This window comes from Streptomyces sp. NPDC003284, from assembly GCF_053589675.1.
This window is the reverse complement of the sequence record NZ_JBSFSI010000002.1, coordinates 440,878-464,165: the sequence shown is the minus strand read 5'-3', so window position 1 is coordinate 464,165 and position 23,288 is coordinate 440,878. Positions and strand designations below refer to the sequence as shown.

At 72.2% G+C, this 23,288-nt stretch carries 18 protein-coding genes and 1 pseudogene; 10 read left to right on the top strand and 9 right to left on the bottom strand.

Annotation, left to right across the window (positions count from 1 at the left end):
• The first annotated feature begins 23 nt into the window (after window positions 1-23).
• Complete coding sequence (locus ACWDYF_RS05575; protein ID WP_018567338.1) at window positions 24-1,052, top strand: LacI family DNA-binding transcriptional regulator; 1,029 nt, start codon at window positions 24-26, stop codon at window positions 1,050-1,052.
• A gap of 122 nt (window positions 1,053-1,174) precedes the next feature.
• On the top strand, window positions 1,175-2,050 hold the full coding sequence (locus ACWDYF_RS05570) for a phosphatase PAP2 family protein (protein ID WP_389473963.1): 876 nt from the start codon (window positions 1,175-1,177) through the stop codon (window positions 2,048-2,050).
• 6 nt (window positions 2,051-2,056) lie between these two features.
• Here ACWDYF_RS05570 and ACWDYF_RS05565 read toward each other — a convergent pair whose 3' ends face one another.
• The 3 genes from ACWDYF_RS05565 to ACWDYF_RS05555 all read right to left on the bottom strand — a co-directional run bounded on the left by ACWDYF_RS05565 (window position 2,057) and on the right by ACWDYF_RS05555 (window position 6,180).
• The gene (locus ACWDYF_RS05565) at window positions 2,057-5,053 is read right to left on the bottom strand and encodes a bifunctional [glutamine synthetase] adenylyltransferase/[glutamine synthetase]-adenylyl-L-tyrosine phosphorylase (protein ID WP_389473966.1); all 2,997 of its coding nucleotides are present in this window, start codon (window positions 5,051-5,053) and stop codon (window positions 2,057-2,059) included.
• 167 nt (window positions 5,054-5,220) lie between these two features.
• Window positions 5,221-5,739, bottom strand: a complete 519-nt coding sequence (locus tag ACWDYF_RS05560; RefSeq protein ID WP_389473969.1) for a P-loop NTPase family protein — start codon at window positions 5,737-5,739, stop codon at window positions 5,221-5,223.
• 9 nt (window positions 5,740-5,748) lie between these two features.
• Window positions 5,749-6,180 (bottom strand): Imm10 family immunity protein, encoded by a 432-nt coding sequence (locus ACWDYF_RS05555; RefSeq protein ID WP_389473971.1) that lies wholly within the window; start codon window positions 6,178-6,180, stop codon window positions 5,749-5,751.
• Between the two features lie 89 nt (window positions 6,181-6,269).
• Between ACWDYF_RS05555 and ACWDYF_RS05550 the strand changes: the two genes are divergently transcribed.
• On the top strand, window positions 6,270-6,542 hold the full coding sequence (locus ACWDYF_RS05550) for a hypothetical protein (RefSeq protein WP_389473973.1): 273 nt from the start codon (window positions 6,270-6,272) through the stop codon (window positions 6,540-6,542).
• Window positions 6,543-6,559: 17 nt separating this feature from the next.
• Here ACWDYF_RS05550 and ACWDYF_RS05545 read toward each other — a convergent pair.
• The 3 genes and pseudogenes from ACWDYF_RS05545 to ACWDYF_RS05535 all read right to left on the bottom strand — a co-directional run.
• Window positions 6,560-6,817: pseudogene (locus ACWDYF_RS05545) on the bottom strand (UTRA domain-containing protein); the annotation flags it as partial.
• Window positions 6,818-6,957: 140 nt separating this feature from the next.
• On the bottom strand, window positions 6,958-7,521 hold the full coding sequence (locus ACWDYF_RS05540) for a ricin-type beta-trefoil lectin domain protein (protein WP_381743606.1): 564 nt from the start codon (window positions 7,519-7,521) through the stop codon (window positions 6,958-6,960).
• A 183-nt stretch (window positions 7,522-7,704) separates the two neighbouring features.
• The gene (locus ACWDYF_RS05535) at window positions 7,705-9,360 is read right to left on the bottom strand and encodes an NB-ARC domain-containing protein (protein WP_389473975.1); all 1,656 of its coding nucleotides are present in this window, start codon (window positions 9,358-9,360) and stop codon (window positions 7,705-7,707) included.
• 333 nt (window positions 9,361-9,693) lie between these two features.
• Here ACWDYF_RS05535 and ACWDYF_RS05530 point away from each other — a divergent pair, with 333 nt between their 5' ends.
• Window positions 9,694-11,064, top strand: coding sequence for a hypothetical protein (locus tag ACWDYF_RS05530; protein ID WP_389473977.1), 1,371 nt, complete (start codon window positions 9,694-9,696; stop codon window positions 11,062-11,064).
• Between the two features lie 85 nt (window positions 11,065-11,149).
• Here ACWDYF_RS05530 and glnA read toward each other — a convergent pair whose 3' ends face one another.
• Entirely contained in the window at window positions 11,150-12,511 is a 1,362-nt protein-coding gene (glnA, locus tag ACWDYF_RS05525) for a type I glutamate--ammonia ligase (protein ID WP_381743602.1), read from the bottom strand.
• 442 nt (window positions 12,512-12,953) lie between these two features.
• On the opposite strand from glnA, the gene ACWDYF_RS05520 reads away from it, so the two are divergent.
• Window positions 12,954-14,144, top strand: coding sequence for a globin domain-containing protein (locus ACWDYF_RS05520; protein ID WP_389473979.1), 1,191 nt, complete (start codon window positions 12,954-12,956; stop codon window positions 14,142-14,144).
• A gap of 79 nt (window positions 14,145-14,223) precedes the next feature.
• Here ACWDYF_RS05520 and ACWDYF_RS05515 read toward each other — a convergent pair whose 3' ends face one another.
• Window positions 14,224-14,673 carry an RrF2 family transcriptional regulator gene (locus ACWDYF_RS05515; RefSeq protein WP_381743598.1) on the bottom strand — a complete coding sequence of 150 codons (450 nt, stop codon included), beginning with the start codon at window positions 14,671-14,673 and terminating at the stop codon, window positions 14,224-14,226.
• 252 nt (window positions 14,674-14,925) lie between these two features.
• On the opposite strand from ACWDYF_RS05515, the gene ACWDYF_RS05510 reads away from it, so the two are divergent.
• The 4 genes from ACWDYF_RS05510 (at window position 14,926) to ACWDYF_RS05495 (ending at window position 20,450) form a co-directional block, all read left to right on the top strand.
• Window positions 14,926-15,669, top strand: a complete 744-nt coding sequence (locus ACWDYF_RS05510) for a DUF3105 domain-containing protein (protein ID WP_389473981.1) — start codon at window positions 14,926-14,928, stop codon at window positions 15,667-15,669.
• Window positions 15,666-16,361 (top strand): DUF305 domain-containing protein, encoded by a 696-nt coding sequence (locus ACWDYF_RS05505; protein ID WP_381743595.1) that lies wholly within the window; start codon window positions 15,666-15,668, stop codon window positions 16,359-16,361. The genes ACWDYF_RS05510 and ACWDYF_RS05505 overlap by 4 nt, the downstream gene beginning before the upstream one ends.
• A gap of 238 nt (window positions 16,362-16,599) precedes the next feature.
• The gene (locus ACWDYF_RS05500) at window positions 16,600-18,543 is read left to right on the top strand and encodes a S53 family peptidase (protein WP_381743593.1); all 1,944 of its coding nucleotides are present in this window, start codon (window positions 16,600-16,602) and stop codon (window positions 18,541-18,543) included.
• Window positions 18,544-18,689: 146 nt separating this feature from the next.
• Complete coding sequence (locus ACWDYF_RS05495; RefSeq protein ID WP_389473984.1) at window positions 18,690-20,450, top strand: NAD+ synthase; 1,761 nt, start codon at window positions 18,690-18,692, stop codon at window positions 20,448-20,450.
• A 105-nt stretch (window positions 20,451-20,555) separates the two neighbouring features.
• Here the strand turns inward: ACWDYF_RS05495 and panB are convergent, their stop codons facing one another.
• A complete protein-coding gene (gene panB, locus ACWDYF_RS05490; RefSeq protein ID WP_389473986.1) occupies window positions 20,556-21,434 on the bottom strand; it encodes a 3-methyl-2-oxobutanoate hydroxymethyltransferase in 879 nt (292 codons plus the stop codon).
• Window positions 21,435-21,674: 240 nt separating this feature from the next.
• On the opposite strand from panB, the gene ACWDYF_RS05485 reads away from it, so the two are divergent.
• Window positions 21,675-23,273, top strand: coding sequence for a DHA2 family efflux MFS transporter permease subunit (locus ACWDYF_RS05485; RefSeq protein WP_389473988.1), 1,599 nt, complete (start codon window positions 21,675-21,677; stop codon window positions 23,271-23,273).
• Window positions 23,274-23,288: the final 15 nt, after the last annotated feature.

Genomic DNA, 23,288 nt, shown 5'->3' with positions numbered 1-23,288 from the left:
TGCAACCGGTACAGTCCACTCCTGTGACCACACGGCTTGCCGACATCGCCGCGCAGGCGGGGGTGAGCGAAGCGACCGTCAGCCGTGTCCTGAACGGCAAGCCGGGCGTCGCCTCCACCACCCGCCAGTCCGTGCTGGCCGCGCTCGACGTCCTCGGCTACGAGCGTCCGGTGCGGCTGCGCCAGCGCAGCGAGGGTCTGGTGGGCCTGATCACCCCGGAGCTGGAGAACCCCATCTTCCCGGCGCTCGCCCAGGTGATCGGGCAGGCGCTGACCCGGCAGGGCTACACCCCGGTGCTCGCCACCCAGACACCCGGCGGGTCCACCGAGGACGAGCTGACCGAGATGCTGGTGGACCGCGGGGTCGCGGGCATCATCTATGTCTCCGGGCTGCACGCCGACACCACCGCCGACATGGAGCGCTACGAGCGGCTGCGCGCCCAGGGCGTGCCGTTCGTGCTGGTGGACGGCTTCTCCCCGAAGGTGCAGGCGCCGTTCATCTCCCCCGACGACCGCGCGGCCATGACGCTCGCGGTCACCCATCTCGTCTCGCTGGGCCATGTCCGCGTCGGGCTGGCCCTCGGGCCGAAGCGCTTCGTGCCGGTGCAGCGCAAGATAGAGGGCTTCGTCCGCGCCGTGCAGGACCAGCTCGGCCTGGCGCCCGACCTCATCGAGACGGAGCTGGTGCAGCACTCCCTGTACACGCTGGAGGGCGGCCAGGCCGCGGCGACGGCGCTGATCGCCCGCGGCTGCACCGCGGTGGTGTGCGCCAGCGACATGATGGCGCTCGGCGCCATCCGCGCGGGCCGCCAGAACGGCCTGGCCGTCCCCCGGGACCTCTCCGTGGTCGGCTTCGACGACTCCCCGCTGATCGCCTTCACCGACCCGCCGCTGACCACGATCCGCAAGCCGGTCCCGGCGATGGGGCAGGCGGCGGTGCGCACCCTGCTGGAGGAGGTCGGCGGGACGCCCGCGCCGCACAGCGAGTTCGTGTTCATGCCCGAACTGGTGGTCCGCGGCTCGACGGCGTCGGCGCCCCGGGCCCGGTTCTAGCCCCGCCCACCGGCCTGTTCCCGCACCGGATCCGGGTGGATGCGGCATGCGGACAACATGCGGGCGGGGCCGGGCCGCGGGATGAGGGCCGCGGGACGGCTTTTCTGGCAGACTCTGCGGCTATGGGTGATACGACCGTGCGCCGACCGGAAGATCCCGAAGAGGCCCGTCCGTACCCCGTCACGGACACCGGACGCCCCTGGCCCGGGAGACCGGCGCGCCTCCCGCGCCGGCCCCGCATCTGGTTCGAGATCCTGCTGATCGCGGTCAGTTACTGGACGTACTCGCTGATCCGCAACGCCGTCCCGGAGCAGAAGGCCGCCGCCCTGCGCAACGCCGCCTGGGTCTGGCGCACCGAGCACCATCTCGGCATCGCCGCCGAGCAGTGGGTCAACCACACGGTGAACGCGGTGACTTGGCTGGTCGTCGGGATGAACTACTACTACGCGACGCTGCACTTCGTGATCACGGTGGGTGTCCTGGTGTGGCTCTACCGCACCCACCCCGGCCGGTACGCGGCGGCCCGGCTCGCGCTGTTCGCGACCACGGGCGTGGCCCTGCTCGGCTACTACCTGTATCCGCTGGCGCCGCCCCGGCTGATGTCCGGCGGCCGCTTCGTCGACACCGTCCAGGTCCATCACACCTGGGGTTCGATGGCCTCCGGCGACCTCAAGCACATGTCCAACCAGTACGCCGCGATGCCCTCCATGCACATCGGCTGGTCCCTGTGGTGCGGGCTGACTCTGCTGGCCCTGACCACGGTCCCGTGGGTGCGGGTGCTGGCCGCGCTCTATCCGGTGGCCACGCTGGTCGTCATCGTCGCCACCGCCAACCACTTCTGGCTGGACGCCGTCGGCGGTGTGCTCTGCCTCGCCTTCGGCTTCACCGTCGCCCGCCTCTGGTACGGGGCTCTGCCGCACGCCCTGCCCAGGACGGCGCCGCGGCGGGGGCAGGGGCAGGGTCGCAGTCGTACGGGACTTGAGGCTCAGGTGCCGTAGCACGGCTCAGGTGCCGTAGAACAGGGTCTCCATCACGGTCCTGGCGCGGCGCGCGGTGCGGCGGTAGGCGTCGAGCATGTCGCCGACGTGACCGGGCCCGTACCCGAGGTAGCGCCCCACCGCGGCCAGCTCCCGCGGCTCGGTCGGGAAGGTGTCGCCCGCCCGGCCGCGCACCAGCATCACCGCGTTGCGCACCCGGGTGGCCAGCACCCACGCCTCGTCCAGGACGGCGGCGTCCTCCTCGGTGACCAGACCGGCCGCCCGCGCCGCCGCGAGGGCCTGCCGGGTGCGGGTGGTGCGCAGCCCGGCCACCTCGGCGCCGTGCCGCATCTGGAGGAGCTGCACGGTCCACTCCACGTCGGAGAGGCCGCCGGGCCCGAGCTTGGTGTGCAGCTTGGGGTCGGCGCCCCGGGGCAGCCGCTCGGACTCCATCCGGGCCTTGAGCCGCCGGATCTCGCGCACCGCGTCCTCGTCGAGGCCGGCCGCCGGGTAGCGCAGCGGGTCGGCCAGTTCCACGAACCGCCGCCCCAGCTCTTCGTCCCCGGCCACCGGCTCGGCCCGCAGCAGCGCCTGCGACTCCCACACCAGCGACCAGCGCCGGTAGTACGCCGCGTACGAGGTGAGGGTGCGCACCAGCGGGCCCGACTTGCCCTCCGGGCGCAGGCCGGCGTCGATGAGCAGCGGCGGGTCGGCGCTGGGGAGCTGGAGCAGCCGGCGCATCTCGGCGACGACCCGGTTGGCGGCGTCGGCGGCCTCCCGCTCGTCGGCGCCCTCGCGCGGCTCGTGCACGAACAGGACGTCGGCGTCGGAGCCGTAGCCCAGTTCGTGGCCGCCGAAGCGGCCCATGCCGATGACCGCGAACCGGGTCGGCAGGGTGTCGCCCCAGCCGCCGCGCACGACCGCCCGCAGGGTGCCCGCGAGGGTCGCGGCCGTCAGGTCGGAGACCGCGCCGCCGACCTGGTCGACCAGGGGGCCCTGGTCGGTCTCGGCGGGCTGGGCCTCGGTGCCGTAGGAGCCGACGATGTCGGCGGCGGCGGTGCGGAACAGCTCCCGCCTGCGCACCCCGCGGGCGGCCGTGACGCCCTGCTCGGCGCTCTCGGCGCGGCCGACGGCGGCCAGGATCTCCTGCTCCAGCTGGGCCCGGCCGCGCGGTCCGAGTCCGCCCCCGCCGTCGCCGAGCAGCGCCACCGCCTCCGGTGCCCGCATCAGCAGGTCGGGGGCGAGCCGCCCGGCGGACAGGACCCGGGCGAGGTTCTCGGCGGCGGCGCCCTCGTCGCGCAGCAGCCGCAGGTACCAGGGGGTCTTGCCTAGCGCGTCGGAGACCTTGCGGAAGTTGAGCAGTCCGGCGTCCGGGTCGGCGGAGTCGGCGAACCAGCCCAGCAGCACCGGCAGCAGGGTGCGCTGGATGGCGGCCTTGCGGGTGACGCCGGAGGCCAGGGCCTCCAGGTGGCGCAGGGCGGCGGCCGGGTCGGCGTAGCCGAGCGCGACCAGCCGTTCGCGGGCCGCCTCGGTGCTCAGCCGGGCCTCGCCGGGGGCGAGCTGGGCGACCGCGTCGAGCAGCGGCCGGTAGAACAGCTTCTCGTGCAGCCGCCGTACGACGCCGGTGTGCCGCTTCCACTCGCGGGTCAGCTCGGCCACCGGGTCGGCGCGCAGCCCCAGGGAGCGGCCCAGGCGCCGCAGTCCGGCGTCGTCCTCGGGCAGCAGATGGGTGCGGCGCAGCCGGTAGAGCTGGATGCGGTGCTCCATGAAGCGCAGGAAGCGGTACGCCTCGTCGAGCCGTCCGGCGTCCGCGCGGCCGACGTAGCCGCCCGCCGCGAGGGCCTGGAGGGCGTCGAGCGTGGTGCCGCTGCGCAGCGAGGGGTCGGCGCGGCCGTGCACGAGCTGGAGCAGCTGCACGGCGAACTCGACGTCGCGCAGTCCGCCCGGTCCGAGCTTCAGTTCGCGCTCGACCTCGGCGACGGGGATGTTCGCCACCACGCGGCGGCGCATCTTCTGCACGTCGGCGACGAAGTTGTCCCGTTCGGCGGCCTGCCAGACCAGCGGGGAGAGCGCCTCGACGTAGGCGGCGCCCAGCTCGGCGTCCCCGGCGACCGGGCGGGCCTTCAGCAGCGCCTGGAACTCCCAGGTCTTGGCCCACCGCTGGTAGTAGGCGAGGTGGCTGCTCAGGGTCCGCACCAGCGGTCCGTTGCGCCCCTCGGGCCGCAGATTGGCGTCGACCGGCCAGATGCTGCCCTCCACGGTCGTCTCGGAGCAGATCCGCATCATCCGCGCGGCGAGGCGGGTGGCGGCGCGCAGCGCCTCGGTCTCGTCGCCGCCCTCCTCGGCGCTCTCGCCGACGAAGATGACGTCGACGTCGGAGACGTAATTCAGCTCGTGGCCGCCGCACTTGCCCATGGCGATGACGGCGAGCCGGCACCGCGCGGCGTCCTCGGGGGCCTCTTCACCGGCGATGCGCAGCGCGGCGCGCAGGGTGGCGGTGGCGAGGTCGGCCAGTTCGGCGGCGGTCTCGGCGATCCCGGTGGTGCCGCAGACGTCGCGGGCGGCGATGGACAGCAGGCAGCGGCGGTAGGCGACGCGCAGCGCGACGGGGTCGTCCGCCCCGGCGAGGCCGCGCTCGAACTCCTCCACGCCCGGGTGCAGGTCGCGCGGCTCGTAGGTGACGAGCGCCTGCCAGTCACCGGCGTGCCGCGCCAGGTGCTCGCCGAGCGCGGCGGAGGCGCCGAGCACGCCGAGCAGCCGGTCGCGCAGCGGTTTGGCCGCTATCACCGTGTCCAGCAGTTCCCGCCGGGCGGCCGGGGCGGGCTGCGCCTCCAGCAGCCGGACCAGTCCGTCCAGCGCGAGATCGGGGTCGGCGGTGGCGCCCAGCGCCTCCAGCAGCACCGGGTCGTCGCGGACCAGGGCCAGCTCCGGGCTGTCCAGCCTCCGCTCGGCGGCCGAGGCATCGGTGAAGCCGTGCCGCAGCAGCCGTGTGAAGGTGCTGCTCCTGCGCCCCGGCGCCGTCATCCCGGTCTCCCGTCGGATCGAGGTGGTCCTGGCCAGAGCGTAGCGGCAGGCGGGGGTGTCGGCCGGGGGGTGTCGGCTGCGGGCGGGGCGGGCGGGCGCCGTGGCCGCGCCCTGCCCGACGGTCAGAGGCCGTGGGGCGGGATCCGGAAGCAGGGGCAGGCCGTCGCTCAGAGGCCGTCCAGCCAGGCCACCGTGTCGGCGGGGCGCCCGAAGCGGTGGACGGTGAGCGGGCCGAAGCGCGGGTCGCGCGTACGGCGGGCCACCTCGCGGCGGCGGGGCCCGTGCTGCGCCCAGGACCACCACACGGGGTGCTCACGGCTCAGCCACCCCCGCCAGGTCTCCCGGTTGCCGCCGAACAGCGCCTCCCGGGTGACCGTGCGGCGCAGGGAGCGGCGCAGCACGCGGGGCATGACCACGCGCCGGGGATAGTCCAGCCAGAGCACGGTGTCCGCCCGCTCCCACAGCAGGTCGCGGACCTCCGGGTAGCCGAGGGAGTCGATGATCCAGCGGGGCCCGTCGGCGATCCCGCCCACGTCCTCGGCCAGCCGCCCGTTCACGGCCCAGCCGGGACCGGCGAAGTACAGCGCGTCCATCTCGTGGTACGGCACCCCCAGGCGGGCGCCGACCGACCGGGCGAGCGTCGACTTGCCCGCACCGGTGACACCCACGACCAGGATCCGCTGCACGGCGGCACCCTATCCGCGCGGCGGCGGGGCCGGGAAGGCGGTCTCCGGGCGGGCCTCCGGACGCCCGTATCCCAGGACGCGCGGCAGCACCTCCCGCATGCGCGCCACGTCCGCCTCCGGCGCTCGGAGCAGCACCTCGACCACCGGATCGGACAGCCCCAGATCCTCCAGCGACGCGGGGTCCAGCGTCACCCGCAGCACGTCCTCGTCCAGCACCACTTCCCGTACGCACCCGTAGGCGGTGCCCTGCCCCGGTGTGACCAGGCAGTACGTGTCCAGGCCCAGCGCCGTCTCCTGGGCGCCGGGCTCCTCGAAGTCACACATGAACAGCAACGAGAACGCCTCCGCGTCCTCCGACTCCGCCACCCCCGCCATCACGCAGTCGTCCGTCTCCGGATCATCGAGCCCGCAGGCGACCCGTGACGTGAACCTGTATGCCATGGGGGTGTTCTAGACGCTGCCCACCCGATGATCAAATCCATGCCGGTCCCGGCCTTGCCGGGCCGGTGGGGGCGGGCGATGCTGGACCGATGCCAGGGCAGCGCGGCAGAAGACGCCGGTCGCAGGACGAGGCGCGGCGGGCGGCTGCCCGGTTCGCGCCCGAGGCGGGCCGCTGGGAAGTGCTCTTCGAGACGCAGGACGAGTCGGAGTGGCACACCGGCCTGCGCCGCCTGCGGGCATCGGACCCGCGGATCGACTGGACGGCGGTGCGGATGGACCGGTTCTGCGGGCGCCTGACCCGGCCCACCACGTTCCGGCTGAGCCTCTTCGTACCGAAGGGCACGCCGCCGACCCGTTCCTGAAGGCGTCGCCGTACGGCTCAACGGCCCGCGTCGAAGTCGTACTCCAGGACGTACGAGGCGGCGTCGAGGGTCATCTCGTTGACCTCGACGGCGTGCCCCTCGGCCGCGTAGGCGGTCCGGCAGACGAGGATGACCGGAGTCCCCGCGGAGACGCGCAGCTCGGCCGCCTCGTCCTTCGACGGCATACGGGAACGGATCTCCTCGCGGAAGTGCACCGGCTCGTGGCCCAGTTCGGCGAGCCTGGCGTAGGTCCCGCCCGGCCCGGTGTCCTCCTTGCCTCCGGCTCCCGGTCGGGCTTCCCCGGGCCCGGATGCCGTCGTGCCCGGCTGCTCGTGCGGTCCGGAAGGCCGGTTCCGGGTGGGCTCGGGGCCCCGGGCGTCGTACGACGGCCGGGGCCCTTGCATCGCCTTGCCGGCTATATGCCGGGGTTGATCGGGGTGTCGCTGTCGGAGTGGTGCCAGTCGAACTGCAGGGTGAGGTCGGGAGCGGGGCTCACTCCGTGGCCGAACAGGTGGTAGGAGTTGCGCGGTCCGGGCACGCCCGTGTTCGCGAGGCACGCGCCGGCGCCGTTGCAGACGGTGCGGTCGGTGCCGAGGGTCCAGCGCTGGTGGGAGTCGTTGCCGTTGCAGTCCCGGGCGGAGGCGTCCGGCCCGTCGCTCGGGCCGGACGCCCAGTGGGCCCACAGACAGCGGCCGTCGTTGGTGCTGTGGATCAGGCCGTTCTCGTCCCAGAACCAGAACTGGTTCCACGAGCCGTCACAGGGCCGCAGCACGACCGGACGGCCATCGCCGTTGACCTGCCGCAGTTCGTCCATGCAGTAGTACGTGCCGCCGCCTGTCGGTCTGGTGAGCGAGGCCAGAAAGCCGTAGGCGTAGGGCTGAGGGCTGGCCGGTGTGGCGTCGGCAGTGGCCGGCAGGCCCAGGCCCAGGCCGAGTGCCAGTGCCAGTGGGGCGACGATCCTCTTGATGAAGCGCTTCATCAGGTCCCCTTTCTTACCCGGGTGTCGGACGTTCGTGTCGATCCGAGTGCGGGCCGGTGCGTGGGCATGCGGCTCCTCGCACACGGGCGGCACCGGCCGACGCGGGTCAGCCTCACGTGGGGCACCGGCTCCGGGCGAGCATCCCGAACGAACCCGAACAGCGGCGGTCCCGCGCCTGGTGGTCTACGTCGGTTCCAGAGCGGCGCCGTGGCGCCGGGCCGGCTCCGCGTCCCTGACCGGGCGTTCCGGGAGGAGGGCCCGGCGGGGCAGCCCCCCGGCCGGGCCGGTGGCCGTCCGCGGGGTCCGGGCGTGGCATCGCAGGATCTCGGCCACGTCGCCGCGGTCGGTGTCCCTCAGATAGCCGCCGAGCGAGCGGGACAGCGCACACGCGTGTTCCGTACGGCCGATCTCGGCCGCACGGGCGGCGACGGCGACCGCCGAGGCCCACTCCCGCTCCAGCCAGTCGACGGCGGACTCCGGGTCCGGGAAGTGCGGGCGGGCAGCGAGGAGGCGCCCGGCGGACGCCGGGCCGGACATGGCCGCGACGGCTGCCGCCGCGGTGCCGCTGTAGTGCTCCAGCAGTCCCTCCAGGGCGGTGAGCTGGACCGAGTAGGGGTCTTCCTCCACGGTCAGGTCGAAGGCGAACTCCCGTACTCGGCAGGGGAATTCGTACATGCCGTCGCCGACCGGCCGGAGCAGGTGCTCGTGACTGAGCCGTACCAGCGACTCGGCCGCCTGCGCGGCGGGCCGTCCGGTGAGCGCGCCCGCACAGGCGGCGTCGGCCCGGCTTCCCGGGTGCAGGGCGAGAAGCCGGAACAGCCGCCGGTCGGTCGGGGCCAGCCGCCGGTAGGAGGCGGCGAGGGCCGGTCCGGCGGCCGTCCCGCGCGGCCGGGCGGCGAGTCTGCGGACCTGGTCGGCCAGTGACCAGGCCGGGGTGGCGGCGATGCGCGCCGCGTTGACCGCGAGGTCCAGCGGCAGGTTGCCGCAGAGCCTGCCGAGTTCCGCGACCGCCTCGGGCTCCGCGCGGACCCGGTCGGCGCCGACCACCTGGCCGAACAGTTCGGCCACCTCCGCGCAGTTCAGCGGCTGTAGCTCGACGCGCCGCGCGTCGGCGCCCCCGACCAGGGCGTTCCGGGCGGTGACCAGTGTCGCCCCGCGCGAGGTGCCGGGGAGCAGGTGCCGCAACTGGTCGTCGTCCGCGGCGTCGTCCAGGACGACGAGGACGTCACGTTCGGCGAGCAGTTCCCGGTAGCGGGCCGCGCGGGCGCGGCCGGACATCCGGTGCACCCGCTCGGCGGGCTGCCCGAGGGCGACCAGCAGCCCCGCCAGGACGGCGGCAGGTTCGGCCGGCGGCAGACACGGGTGATAGCCGTGGAGGTCGACGAACAGCCGGCCGTGCGCACCGCGCCCGGCGGCGGCCAGCGACCGCGCGGCCCGGATCGCGAACTGGGTCTTGCCCACTCCCGGCATCCCGGTGATCACCAGGGGCCGGGGGTCCGGCTCGGCGACCGCGCGCAGTTCGGCGCTCCGCCCGGCGAACGGCTCGACCGGCGCGGGCAGTTCCGCGCGGATCCGGCCGCCGCCGCCACTGTCCGGCCGGCACAGCATCGCCCGCACCGCCCGACGCCACTGCTCCCGCGGCGAACCCTCGACGCCGAGCGCGATGACGATGTCCAGAACCAGGTTCATGTCGATGCGGCGCCGGCCGGTACGGAAGCAGTCGTAGACGGTGACCCGGCCCGGCATGCGTTCCGACGCCGGCACCCCACGGGCCGCGCGGACGGTGCCGATCCGCCGGGCGAGTTCGGCGTACGACGGGTTCCCGGCCCAGCCGCGCAACGCTCTGAGGGATTCCGCGAGTTCATCGGGTGTGCGGAGACTGCCAGGGTTTGGTATCGGTAAGAGATCCATACTCTTCGTCTCGTCGGTCGGGCCGGGCCCGACCGCCGCTGCAACCCGGTGCGGCCGATTCCGGCGTCACGGTGGCACTCCCGGACCCGAGAGCGAGGCGGTCGCTCCGGGCACCCGGACATCGACGCAGAGTAGCAGCGATCGATCCAGACCAAAGGGTGATAAACAGACAGCACCGGCTGACGCGAGCACGGCTCAAGCGGCCCCCGGTTTCCTGCCGACCGGGGACGACACGGCACCCCAGTGGCCATACTGCCTGCCATGTCTCAAGCCTCGTCGCCCGCGAACCGCACCCCCGGCGCCCCGCACCACCGCGCGTCGCGCCGGGCGGCGGCCGCACTGGGCAGGACAAGGGGATTCGGCCGCGCGTTCCTGGAATCTCTGAAAGACAATCACTTCAGGGCCATAACCCTCCTGATGGCGCGAGCGAACTATCGTCGGCTCTCGGACATGATCGCCGCCTTCGCGCAGGATCTGGCAAGCCCGGAGGAGGTGGAGAAGGTACGGCGAAGGGTCGGGCGGGGAGCAATGAGGTCCACCCTGAACCGCGCCAACAGACTTGCGTGGGCTGTCACGTGGATTTACTACCCTATGATTCTCCTCCTCCCGTGGATGATATCATTGGGCCTGTTTTCGCCGCCGGACTCCGGATCCGCCCACGGGGACCAGGAGGCCGTGAAAGGCATTTCATTCGACCAGCTGGTGACCCTCGGGGTCCCCCTTGGTCTTGGCTATGTATTGGTGTTCACGGCCGTAGCCTGCCGCATAAAGCCCAGGACGGAAGCAATCCATACACTGAAAATCATCAGAAAAGTGAGACACCGTGTTCTGCCCGTGATGGTGCTCGTGGACTCGTTCATCATATGGACGGTCACCGACACATCGTCGGGCTACCGTCCGGTGGTGCAGTGTCTTGCCTGGTTCGCGCTCGGGGGCGCGGCAGCGGCTCTCCATCTGCTCATGTCCCTGGCTTTCGCCGCCCTGCTGAAATATCTGTTCTATCCGCGCATCACCGAACACGACCATCCCTACGATGAATTGCTTGTCGCCATGACGATGGCATGTTCAAAGGTGCATTCGAGTATGGGGCAGCCCTTCAGGTCGACCAGGACACGCGCGGCTCTGGTAGCGCTCGAAGCGGCCGCAGGTACGGCCGAAGTACTGGCTCTGAAGTTCTCCCGGTCGGCTTCGATCTTCGATCGGGAGTCCCGGAGCATCGCCAGGAGAGAGGCGTTCGGCGTCGCCGACGTGATACGGAAGCACAAATATGTCCTGTCACGAGCCGGCGGACCGGGATCGCATGTCCGCGTAATGGCGTCCTTGTGGGCCGGAATCACCGCTCTCACGCAGGACGACTGGGAGTCCGTGGTCGCGCAGATCGACCAAGCCCCACGCATCTCGAAGATTCACGCCGCATGGCAGCGCCTGCTGCCTCCGCTCGTCCTGCTGACAGCCGCGTTCGCTCTCCCTCTCATTCCCGACGTGGCGAGAATCCCCGCGGTCGCCGGCAGCCTGCGGATCACCCTGCTGATCACTGCGGCGCTGACGCTCGTGCTTCCCCGGGAGTCCTCCGCTCGGGCGCCGATCCTGGACGCTCTCGGCAAGGCGCTGCCCATCGGGTCCCAGAAGTAGCCGTCGTCCGGTCCTTCTGGGCAGCCCTCGCCCCGCACGGCGGCGAGAGCGCCCCTGCGCCCGGGGAGCCCTGTCCCGAGCCCCCCTACAGCACCGGCAGATGCTTCCGCAGTTCGTATGCCGTGACCTCGCTTCTGTACTCCTCCCACTCCTGCTTCTTGTTGCGGAGGAAGAAGTCGAAGACGTGCTCGCCGAGGGTTTCGGCGACGAGGTCGCTGTTCTCCATGAGGGTGAGGGCCTCGCCGAGGTTCTGGGGGAGGGGTTCGATGCCCATGGCGCGGCGTTCGGCGTTGGAGAGGGCCCAGACGTCGTCCTCGGCGCCGGGGGGGAGTTCGTAGCCCTCCTCGATGCCCTTGAGGCCGGCGGCCAGGAGGACGGCGTAGGTGAGGTACGGGTTCGCGCCGGAGTCGATGGAGCGGACCTCCACGCGGGCGGAGCCGGTCTTGCCGGGCTTGTACATGGGGACGCGGACCAGGGCGCTGCGGTTGTTGTGGCCCCAGCAGATGTAGGAGGGGGCCTCGCCGCCGGCGCCCGCGGTGCGCTCGGAGCCGCCCCAGATGCGCTTGTAGGAGTTGACCCACTGGTTGGTGACCGCGCTGATCTCCGCCGCGTGCCGCAGCAGGCCCGCGATGAAGGAGCGGCCGACCTTGGAGAGCTGGTACTCGGAGCCGGACTCGTAGAACGCGTTCCGGTCGCCCTCGAAGAGGGAGAGGTGCGAGTGCATGCCGGAGCCGGGGTACTCCGAGAACGGCTTGGGCATGAAGGTGGCCTGGAGGCCCTGCTCCAGCGCGACCTGCTTCATGACCAGGCGGAACGTCATGATGTTGTCGGCGGTGGAGAGCGCGTCGGCGTAGCGCAGGTCGATCTCCTGCTGGCCGGGCGCGCCCTCGTGGTGGGAGAACTCCACCGAGATGCCCATCGACTCCAGCATGGTGATCGCCTGGCGGCGGAAGTCCATGCCGATGGCCTGCGGGGTGTGGTCGAAGTACCCGGAATTGTCGGCGGGGGTGGGGCGGGAGCCGTCCAGCGGGCGGTTCTTCAGCAGGAAGAACTCGATCTCCGGGTGGGTGTAGAAGGTGAAGCCCAGGTCGGAGGTGCGGGCGAGGGCCCGCTTGAGGACGTAGCGGGGGTCGGCGAAGGACGGGGAGCCGTCCGGCATCAGGATGTCGCAGAACATCCGGGCCGTCCCCGGGCCCTCCGCGCGCCAGGGCAGGATCTGGAACGTGGACGGATCGGGCTTGGCGATCATGTCCGACTCGTAGACCCGGGCGAAGCCCTCGATGGCGGAGCCGTCGAAGCCGATGCCCTCGTCGAACGCCTGCTCAAGCTCGGCGGGGGCCACGGCCACGGACTTGAGGAAGCCCAGCACGTCGGTGAACCACAGGCGCACGAACCGGATGTCGCGCTCCTCCAACGTCCGGAGCACGAACTCCTGCTGCTTGTCCATCTTCCGCTTCCCCATCCTTGCTGGTCAGGCCGCCTGTGTCCGTACGTAGGCACGAGAGGCGGTCGGGCACGCGAGCATCACACCACATCACCGTTTCACACGCGTTGCGGACCGTCGTTCCCACGCGTCACGGGCCTCGGACAGGAGGGCCGTCCCGGGTCCGGCCGGATCCGGCTGGGTCCGGCCAAGGCCAGGTGCGCCGGGTCCGGCGCCGGGTCGGCGGGTGTGCTGCTCCGCTGCCCATCTTGCCCCCTGTACGGCTCCCCCGTAATGGCCGGAACCTCCTCCGGCGTGAGCGACGCCACTTCCTTTTAATTTGCATCTCAGATGCAAGTTTTCATACCGTCGAAGCGGTCGAGCGGTCGAACTTGTGAGCGGTCCGGGCGTTCCGAGCGGCCCGAGCGGTCCGGTCGATCTTTCGTCGAGCCTTCGAGGAGACACGATGCTGTCCGAGCAGTCAGCAGCCACCGTCCGCGCCACCCTCCCCGCCGTGGGTGCGGCCATCGGCGAGATCACCGAGCGCTTCTACGCCCGGCTGTTCGAGGCCCACCCGGAGCTGCTGCGCGATCTGTTCAACCGCGGCAACCAGGCGTCCGGCGCCCAGAAGCAGGCGCTCGCCGGCTCCATCGCCGCCTTCGCCACCCACCTGGTGGACCACCCGGACCAGCGCCCCGACCTGATGCTGCACCGCATCGCCCACAAGCACGCCTCGCTGGGCATCGCCCCCGAGCAGTACCCGATCGTCCACGAACACCTGTTCGCCGCCATCGCCGAGATCCTCGGCGACGCCGTCACCCCCGAGGTCGCCGCCGCCTGGACCGAGGTCTACTGGCTGATGGCGAACGCCCTCATGGCCGTCGAGAAGCGGCTGTACGAGCAGAGCGAGCAGACCGGCTGGCGCGAGTGGACGGTCGTCCGACGCGTCGAGGAGACCGCCGACGTCGCCGCCTTCCGGCTGCGCCCCGCCGACGGCGGCCCGGTGCCCGGCCACCGCGCCGGGCAGTACGTCTCGGTCGGCGTCCGTCTCGCGGACGGCGCCCGGCAGATCCGCCAGTACAGCCTCACCGCCGCCCCCGGCTCACCGGAGCGGCAGTTCGCCGTCAAGCGGGTGAGCGGCGACGCCGTGACCCCCGACGGCGAGGTCTCCAACCACCTGCACGCGCACGTCCGCGAGGGTGACGTCCTCCAGCTGTCCGCCCCCTACGGCGACCTCGTCGTCGAGGACACCACCGCGCCGCTGCTGCTCGCCTCCGCGGGCATCGGTGTCACCCCGGTGATCGCCCTGCTGGAGCAGCTCGTGCTCGACGGCCGCACCGCCCCCGTGACCGTGGTGCACGCCGACCGCTCCCCCGCCGCGCACGCGCTGCGCGCCGAGCACGAGGCGTACGCGGCCAAGCTGGCGGACGGGCGGACGGTCTTCTTCTACGAGGAGGGTGCCGAGGGCGCCGCGCGGTCCGGCCTGGCCGACCTCACCGGCATCGACGTCCCGGCCGGTACGCGGGCCTATCTGTGCGGGCCGCTGCCGTTCATGCGGGCGGTGCGCGAGCAGCTCCTCGGCCGGGGCGTGGCCCCGGCCGACATCCACTACGAGGTCTTCGGGCCCGACCTGTGGCTGGCGGAGGGCGCGGCCTGATCCGCGTGGCCCCTGGGTCCGGCCCGGTGTGCAAGCCGTCGGGCCGGAGGCGGTTCCCCCGACCGCGGTCCCCGAACGGTCAGGTGCCGTCCGGCCGCCGCGCGGTCGGCAGGCCCAGCAGCAGCGGGCCCGTCGGGGAGGCGACCATGTCGGCGACGGTGAGCGGGTCGAGGGAGGCGTAGAACGCCTCCTGGGCCCGGCGCAGGGCGCCGCGCAGGCGGCAGTCGGAGTTCAGCGGGCAGGGGTTCGCGCCCTCGCAGTCGGCGACGTCGCCCTCGCCCTCCAGGGCGCGCACGAGCGCGCCGACCGACGCGCCGCGGCCCGCCTCGGTGAGGGTCAGACCGCCGCCCCGGCCGCGACGGGCGGCGAGCAGGCCCCGGTGCTGGAGTTCGGCGACGACCTTCGCGGCGTGCGTGTACGGCACGCCCATGTCCGCCGCGACCTCCCTGGTCGTGGGGCTCGATCCGCCCGCGACGGCGAGCCTCATCAGGACGCGCAGCGCCATGTCGGTGGAGCGCAGCAGCCGCATGCCGCCAGCCTAAATAATGCGCATCTGCCATTCAACTTATCCGCACAGCCACACAGCCGTATCCCCATACCCGCGTCTGGCGCTTCCCGCTCTCCCCTCCGCGCGCCCTCCCCCACTACGATCAGCGCGCACTCGCACCGCGCCCCCGGCGTCCGGGCCCCGCCGCCCGGCCCCACGGCACCCTTCCCTGCCGCCCCACCAGATCCTCCAGACTCCTCCGCCCCATCCGACCGTGACACGAAGGACTTCCCCATGGGCCCCGCGAAGAAGCCGGACAGCACCGCCACCGGGCAGCGCAAGGCGCGCATCGAGGAGATGCGCCGTGCCGACCGGTCCCGGGAGCGCCGCAACCGGCTTCTGGTGATCGCGGCGAGCGTGGTCGTCGTCGTGGGTCTGGCCGTGGGCGGCGTGGTGCTGGTCCAGTCGCGGTCCGACGACGGCACCCCGGTCGCGAAGGAGAGCGCGTCCGGGTCGGCGTCGAGCGGCATGGACGGCAAGAGCGGCAAGGACGGGAACGACAAGAACGGCAAGGGCACTTCCGGCCACTTCGAGACGGGCAAGGACGGGGTGCGGACCTGGAAGGGCACGCTGGGCCGTACGCACACCACGGACCCCGTGACGTATCCGATGGAGCCCCCGGTCGGCGGTGACCACAACCCGGTCTGGCAGAACTGCAACGGCGACGTCTACACCGCCCCGCTGAAGAACGAGCACGCCGTGCACGCGCTGGAGCACGGCGCGGTCTGGGTGACGTACGACGCCAAGGCGCCCAAGGCGGACGTGGACGCGCTCGCGGCGAAGGTGCGCAGGACGCCGTACTCGCTGATGAGCCCGGTGGCCGACCAGAAGGACCCGATCATGCTGTCGGCGTGGGCGCACCAGCGCACGGTGACGGGTGCGGCCGACCCGAACGTGGACGCGTTCTTCGCCCAGTTCGTCCAGGGCCCCCAGACGCCGGAGCCGGGGGCCGCCTGCACGGGCGGGGTGGACCGGTGAGGGTCGCCGGGCTGGTCGCGGGTGCCGTGGCCACGGCCGTGATCGCCGTCGGCGCGATCGGCTACGCGGTCGCGGAGGGCGGCGGCCCGGCCGGTCCGGCGGACGGCTCTGCGGCGGCGGGCGCCACGGCTCCGGCCCTGACGGTGCCGGACGGCGGCTCGGCGGACGCCGGTTTCGCCCGGGACATGGCGGTCCACCACCAGCAGGCCGTCGAGATGTCGTACATCGTGCGCGACCGCACGAGCGACCCGGAGGTGCGGCGGCTCGCCTACGACATCGCGCAGACCCAGGCCAACCAGCGCGGCATGCTGCTGGGCTGGCTCGATCTGTGGGGGCTGCCGAAGGTGTCGGCGGGGCCGCCGATGGCGTGGATGGGGATGGGCGGCGCGGCCTCCGGGGCGGCGGGCGCGAACGGTACGGACGGCGCGGACGGCGCGCTGATGCCGGGGATGGCCACCGACGCGCAGCTGAAGGAGCTGGGCCGGCTGCGCGGACGTGCGGCGGAGGTGCTGTATCTGCGGCTGATGACGGCACATCACCGCGGCGGCATCCACATGGCGCAGGCGTGTGCCGCCGCCTGCGCGGTGGGGGCGGAGAAGCGGCTGGCGCAGGGCATGGTGGACGCGCAGCAGTCGGAGATCGACTTGATGGCGGACATGCTCAGGAAGCGGGGCGCGGCGACCGGTTCGTGACACCGCACGACCGGAATCCGGGGAACGAAGACCGCAATTCGTGCGCTATACACCGCTCCTGACGGTTCCTTGGGTTTCTCTTGGCCTGCGTATTCCCCTGGCATGCACGGTTCATCGGGAAGAGTGGCACTCGATCGTGTGATCCATTCAGGGGCCACACCGCCGCGGTCGTCATGCCGGGTCACGCGAGGTCCGACCACTCATTGCGTTACATGCGATCCGCATCGCAGGGGGTTATATGAGATCGAACCGCGCCACCGTGCGGGCCGGAGTGAGCCTGGCAGCGACACTGCCGATGGTCGCCGGCGCGCTGGTGCTCGGCATACCCGCGGCGCACGCCGCGGGCCACTCGGGCCGTCAGGCCGTCACGGGCACCAAGCCCGCGTGGGCCACGGCCAAGGCGGACAAGGGTGCCACCGCCGACAGCGCCCAGGTCACCGCCCGGGTGTACCTGGCCGGCCGCGACGCGGCGGGCCTGGCCGCCTACGCCAAGGCGGTCGCCGACCCGTCCTCGCCGTCCTACGGCAAGTACCTGAGCGCCGAGCAGGCGCAGACGCGCTTCGGTGCGACGAAGGCCCAGGTGGCCGCCGTCACGTCGTGGCTGAAGTCGACGGGTCTGAAGGTCACGTCCGTCACGCCGCACTACGTCGCCGTCTCCGGTGACGTCGCCGCCGCGGAGAAGGCGTTCGGCACCCAGCTGCACAACTTCGCCAAGGGCGCGAAGACCTACCGCGCCCCCGCCCAGCAGGCGTCGGTGCCGCAGGAGCTGCGGGACGCCGTCCTGACCGTCACGGGTCTGGACAACGCCCCGCACAAGTCCGACCACAAGGACCAGCTGCCGCCGCCGGACGCGGTCTTCAAGAACGCCGGGCCGTTCTCCACGTACTACGGCTCGAAGACCGCGAAGACGCTGCCGTCCGCGTACGGCCAGAAGGTCCCGTACGCCGTCAAGGGCTACACGGGCAAGCAGCTGCGCGCGGCCTACGGCGCGGGCAAGTACACCGGCAAGGGCGTCCGGGTCGCCATCACCGACGCCTACGCCTCGCCGACCATCGCCTTCGACGCGGCCACGTACGCGAAGAAGAACGGCGACAAGCCGTGGAAGACCGGCCAGCTGCACCAGTCGCTGCCGGCCCAGTACACGCGCACCGAGGAGTGCAAGGCGGCCGGCTGGTACGGCGAGGAGACCCTGGACGTCGAGGCCGTGCACGCGGTCGCGCCGGACGCGGACGTCACCTACGTCGGTGCCGCCTCCTGCTACGACGACGACCTGCTGGACTCGCTGAGCAAGGTCGTCGACAACCACCTGGCCGACATCGTCTCCAACTCCTGGGGCGACATCGAGGCCAACCAGACGCCCGACCTGGCCGCCGCCTACGACCAGGTGTTCCAGTTCGGCGCGGTGGAGGGCATCGGCTTCTACTTCTCCTCCGGTGACAACGGCGACGAGGTCGCCAACACCGGTACGAAGCAGGTCGACACCCCGGCCAACTCGGCGTGGGTGACCGCGGTCGGCGGCACCTCGCTGGCCGTCGGCAAGGGGAACAAGTACCTCTGGGAGACCGGCTGGGGCACCGACAAGGCCAGCCTGTCGGCCGACGGCAAGAGCTGGGACGGCTTCCCCGGCGCCTACACCTCGGGCGCGGGCGGCGGCACCAGCAAGACCGTGGCGCAGCCGTACTACCAGAAGGGCGTCGTCCCGAACGCGCTGGCCACGGCGAACAACGCCGCCGGCAACCGCGTCGTCCCGGACATCGCGGCCATCGCCGACCCGAACACCGGCTTCCTGGTCGGCCAGACCCAGTCCTTCCCCGACGGGTCGCAGCAGTACGCCGAGTACCGGATCGGCGGCACCTCGCTGGCCGCGCCGGTGATCGCGGGCGTGCAGGCCCTCGCCCAGCAGGCGAACGGCGGCAAGGCGATCGGGTTCGCCAACCCGGCGATCTACTCGCAGTACGGCACGAAGGTGTACCACGACGTCGTGGACAAGCCGACCGGCAAGGACCTCGCGGTCGCCCGCGTCGACTTCGTCAACGGCATCGACGCCACCGGCGGCCTGAGCGTCTCGCTGCGCAGCCTCGGCAAGGACAGCTCGCTCAAGGCGGTCAAGGGCTACGACGACGTCACCGGCGTCGGCTCGCCCGCGAAGGGTTACGTCGACTCCTACCGTCGCCGTCACTGACCCGCATCCGCACCGCGGCGCGCCCGTCCCCCGGCTTCCGGGGGGCGGGCGCCCGTGCGTGCGCCCGGCCCGCGCCGCCTCCGGCGTGGGGCGGCCCACACCGCCCGTCCCCCCATCGCGTCGCTCTGACGATTACACTGGTGGACGTGCCTCAACTACGTCTCGCCCTGAACCAGACCGACTCGCGCGTCGGCGACCTCGCCGCGAACTCCGAGGCGGTCGTCCGCTGGACCCGGCACTCCGCCGAGCAGGGAGCGCATCTCGTGGCGTTCCCCGAGATGGTGCTGACCGGGTATCCCGTCGAGGACCTGGCGCTCAGGTCGTCCTTCGTGGAGGCGTCCCGGGCCGCGCTGCGCGCCCTCGCCGCCCGGCTCGCCGAGGAGGGCCTCGGGGAGCTGCCGGTCGTCGTCGGCTATCTCGACCGCTGCGAGACCGCCCAGCCGAAGTACGGCATGCCGGCCGGTGCGCCGCGGAACGCGGCGGCGGTGCTGCACCGCGGCGAGGTGGTGCTGGCCTTCGCCAAGCACCACCTGCCGAACTACGGCGTGTTCGACGAGTTCCGCTACTTCGTGCCCGGCGACACCATGCCCGTCCTGCGGGTGCACGGCGTCGACGTGGCGCTCGCCATCTGCGAGGACCTGTGGCAGGACGGCGGGCGCGTCCCGGCCGCCCGCACCGCGCGCGCGGGCCTGCTGCTGTCCGTGAACGCCTCCCCCTACGAGCGGGAGAAGGACGACACCCGCCTTGAGCTGGTGCGCAAGCGGGCCCAGGAGGCCGGCTGCACCACCGCCTACCTGGCCATGACCGGCGGCCAGGACGAGCTGGTCTTCGACGGCGACTCCATCGTGGTCGGCGCCGACGGCGAAGTGATCGCGCGGGCACCGCAGTTCACCGAGGGCTGTGTGGTGCTGGACCTGGACCTGCCGGGGGTGGCGGCCGACGCGGCGGCCGACGGGCAGCGGGTGGACGACGGGCTGCGCGTGGAGCGGGTGGTGCTGTCCGAGGAGCCGCTGCCCGCGTACGAGCCGCGGTTCACCGGCGGGTACACCGAGCGGCTGGACGACGACGAGGAGGTCTACACGGCGCTCGTCACGGGCCTGCGGGCGTACGTCCGCAAGAACGGCTTCCGGTCCGTCCTCATCGGTCTGTCCGGCGGCATCGACTCGGCGCTGGTCGCAGCGATCGCCTGCGACGCGGTGGGCGCGGAGAACGTGTACGGGATCTCGATGCCGTCCAAGTACTCCTCCGAGCACTCCAAGGGCGACGCGGCCGAGCTGGCCCGGCGCACCGGGCTGCACTTCCGCACGGTGTCGATCGCCCCCATGTTCGACGCGTACATGGGCGCGCTGGGGCTGACCGGGCTGGCCGAGGAGAACCTCCAGTCCCGGCTGCGCGGCACCCTGCTGATGGCGGTCTCCAACCAGGAGGGCCACATCGTCCTCGCCCCCGGCAACAAGTCGGAGCTGGCGGTGGGCTACTCGACGCTGTACGGCGACTCGGTGGGCGCGTACGGCCCGATCAAGGACGTGTACAAGACGTCGGTGTTCCGGCTGGCCGAGTGGCGCAACCGGGCCGCCGCCGAGCGCGGCGAGACCCCGCCGATCCCGGAGAACTCGATCAGCAAGCCGCCGAGCGCGGAGCTGCGCCCCGGGCAGGTCGACACGGACTCGCTGCCGGACTACCCGGTGCTGGACGCGATCCTGGAGCTGTACGTGGACCGGGACCGGGGCGGCGACGAGATCGTCGCGGCGGGCTACGACCGCGAGCTGGTCGTGAAGACGCTGACGATGGTCGACCGGGCCGAGTACAAGCGGCGCCAGTACCCGCCGGGCACCAAGATCTCCGCCAAGGGCTTCGGCAAGGACCGCAGGCTGCCGATCACCGACGGCTGGCGCGAGCAGGCGTAGCACCCGGCGCGGAACGGGCGCGGAACGGAGAACAGCCCCGCCGACGGGGGAAGATCGGCGGGGCTGTTCCGGGTGTTTCCGCAGTGGTCCGGGTGGGCCGGCGGATCAGTGGACGGAGTGCTCCTCCAGCGGGAACGCTCCGCCGATCACGTCCTCGGCGAAGGACCGCGCCGCGTCGCCCAGGACACCGCGCAGGTCGGCGTACTTCTTGACGAACTTGGGCACCCGGCCGCCGGTCAGGCCGAGCATGTCCGTCCAGACGAGGACCTGGGCGTCGGTGTCGGGTCCGGCGCCGATGCCGACGGTCGGGATGTGCAGCACCCGCGTCACCTCGGCCGCCAGCTCCGCCGGGACCAGCTCCAGGACGACGGCGAAGGCGCCCGCGTCCTGGACGGCCTTGGCGTCGCGCAGCATCTGCTGGGCGGCCTCCTCGCCGCGGCCCTGGACGCGGTAGCCCATGGCGTTGACGGACTGCGGGGTCAGGCCGATGTGGGCCATGACCGGGATGCCGGCCTCCACCAGCAGGCGGATCTGCTCGTGTGAGCGCTCGCCGCCCTCCAGCTTCACGGCGCCGACCCCCGCCTCCTTCACCAGGCGGGTGGCCGAGCGCAGCGCCTGCACCGGACCCTCCTGGTAGGAACCGAAGGGGAGGTCGCCGACGATGAGGGCGCGCCGGGTGCCGCGCACCACGGCGGCCGCCATCATGGCCATCTCGTCGAGGGTGACGGGGACGGTGGTCTCGTACCCGAGGTGGCAGTTGCCCGCCGAGTCGCCGACCAGCATCACGGGGATGCCGGACTCGTCGAAGACGGAGGCGGTCATCGCGTCGTAGGCGGTGAGCATGGGCCACTTCTCGCCGCGCTCCTTGGCGAGGGCGAGGTCGCGGACGGTGATGCGGCGGGTGCCCTTTCCTCCGTACAGCGTGTGGGCACTGCCGTCGGAGGTGCTCTTCTGTGCAGGCTGGGCAGCCGGAAGCTGCGTCATTGCAACGGCTCCTTCAATCATCTCGAGGCGCCCTGACGGCGTCCCCGGACTCCCCTCCATGGTGACATCTCCGCCCGCGGCGGGCCAGAGGACCCCCGTGTGCCTCAAGTCTCGGTCCGCCGTGGGCCGGTGTGCGCTTCGAGCGGGCGCGGGCCGGGCAAGGCGGCCGGTCGTAAGATCTGAGCAAAGGATTTCCGATACGAGACGGTTCCGTATCGCAATGGCCCTACGCTCGGGCCCATGACTACTCCTGCCGACCGCGCCGCCCCGGGGCCCGGGATCCCGGCGGCGGTGCACCGCCGCCGCTGGGCGATCCTCGGCGTCCTGATGCTGAGCCTGCTGATAGTGGTGCTCGACAACTCGATCCTGAACGTCGCCATCAAGACCATCTCGACCCCGGCCCCGACCGGGCTGGGTGCCACCCAGAGCGAGCTGGAGTGGGCGATCAACGCCTACACGCTCGTCTTCGCCGGACTGCTGTTCACCTCGGGCCTGATCGGGGACCGGGTGGGCCGCAAGAAGGTGCTGCTGGGCGGCCTCGTCGTCTTCGGCATCGGCTCCGCGCTGGCCGCCGAGTCCGGCTCGCCGGGCCAGCTGATCACCTACCGCGCCCTGATGGCCGTGGGCGCCGCGTTCGTCATGCCGGCCACCCTCGCCGTGCTGATGAACGTCTTCGAGCGCGACGAGCAGCCCAAGGCCATCGGCATCTGGGCGGGCGGTGTCGGCCTCGCCATCGCCATCGGCCCGATCACCGGCGGTCTGCTGCTCGACCACTTCTGGTGGGGCTCGGTCTTCCTGATCAACGTGCCGATCGTCGTCGCCGCGGTGGCGCTGATGATCTGGCTGGTGCCCGACTCGCGCGACCCGCGCCCCGGCCGCCTCGACCCCATCGGCGTCGTGCTGTCCGTGATCGGTCTGGTGCTGCTCGTCTACGGCATCATCAAGGGCGGCGAACTGGCCGACTTCACCGACCCGACCGTGCTGGCGACCATCATCGCCGGTGTCGTCGTCCTCGCGGCGTTCATCGTCTTCGAGAAGCGCAGCGACCACCCGTCGCTGGACGTCACCTACTTCAAGAACAAGGTCTTCTCGGCCGCCATGGCCGCCATCGCGCTGGTCTTCTTCGCCCTGATGGGCGTCACCTTCTTCTCGGTCTTCTACACCCAGAGCGTGCGCGGCTACTCCCCGCTGGAGTCCGGCCTGCTCATGATCCCGCTGGCCGCCGCGCAGATGATCTTCGCGCCGCGGGCCCGGCTGGTCGTCGACCGCTTCGGCTACAAGGCGACCACCACGGCGGGCCTGGTGCTGCTGGCCGGGATGCTCGCCGCGTTCGCCGCGTTCGATGCCGACACCCCGATCTGGGTGCTGGAGGTCGCCTTCTTCCTCATGGGCACCGGCATGGCGCACATCATGACGCCGACCAGCGTGGTCATCATGCAGGCCCTGCCCCGCGAGAAGGCGGGCTCGGCCTCCGCGCTGAGCAACACCTTCCGCCAGGTCGGCGGCGCGCTCGGCATCGCCGTGCTCGGCTCGGTGCTCTCCACCGCGTACCGCGACAGCATCGAGGGCAAGCTCGGGATGCTCCCGGCGAACCTGCGCGGCACGGCGGGCGAGTCCATCGAGGCCACGCTGGGCGTCGCCGAGAAACTGGGCCCGCGCGGGCAGGCGCTGGTCGGCCCGGCCAACGACGCCTTCCTGCACGCCATGCACGTGACCTCGCTGTGCGGCACCGTGGTGGCGCTGGCCGGCGCGGTCGTGGTGGCCGTCTTCCTGCCCGGCCGCACCCCGCGCCGGCCCGAGAACCAGGAGGAACCGGAACTGGTGGCGGCGGCCGACTGAGCGCCGCCGCGCAAG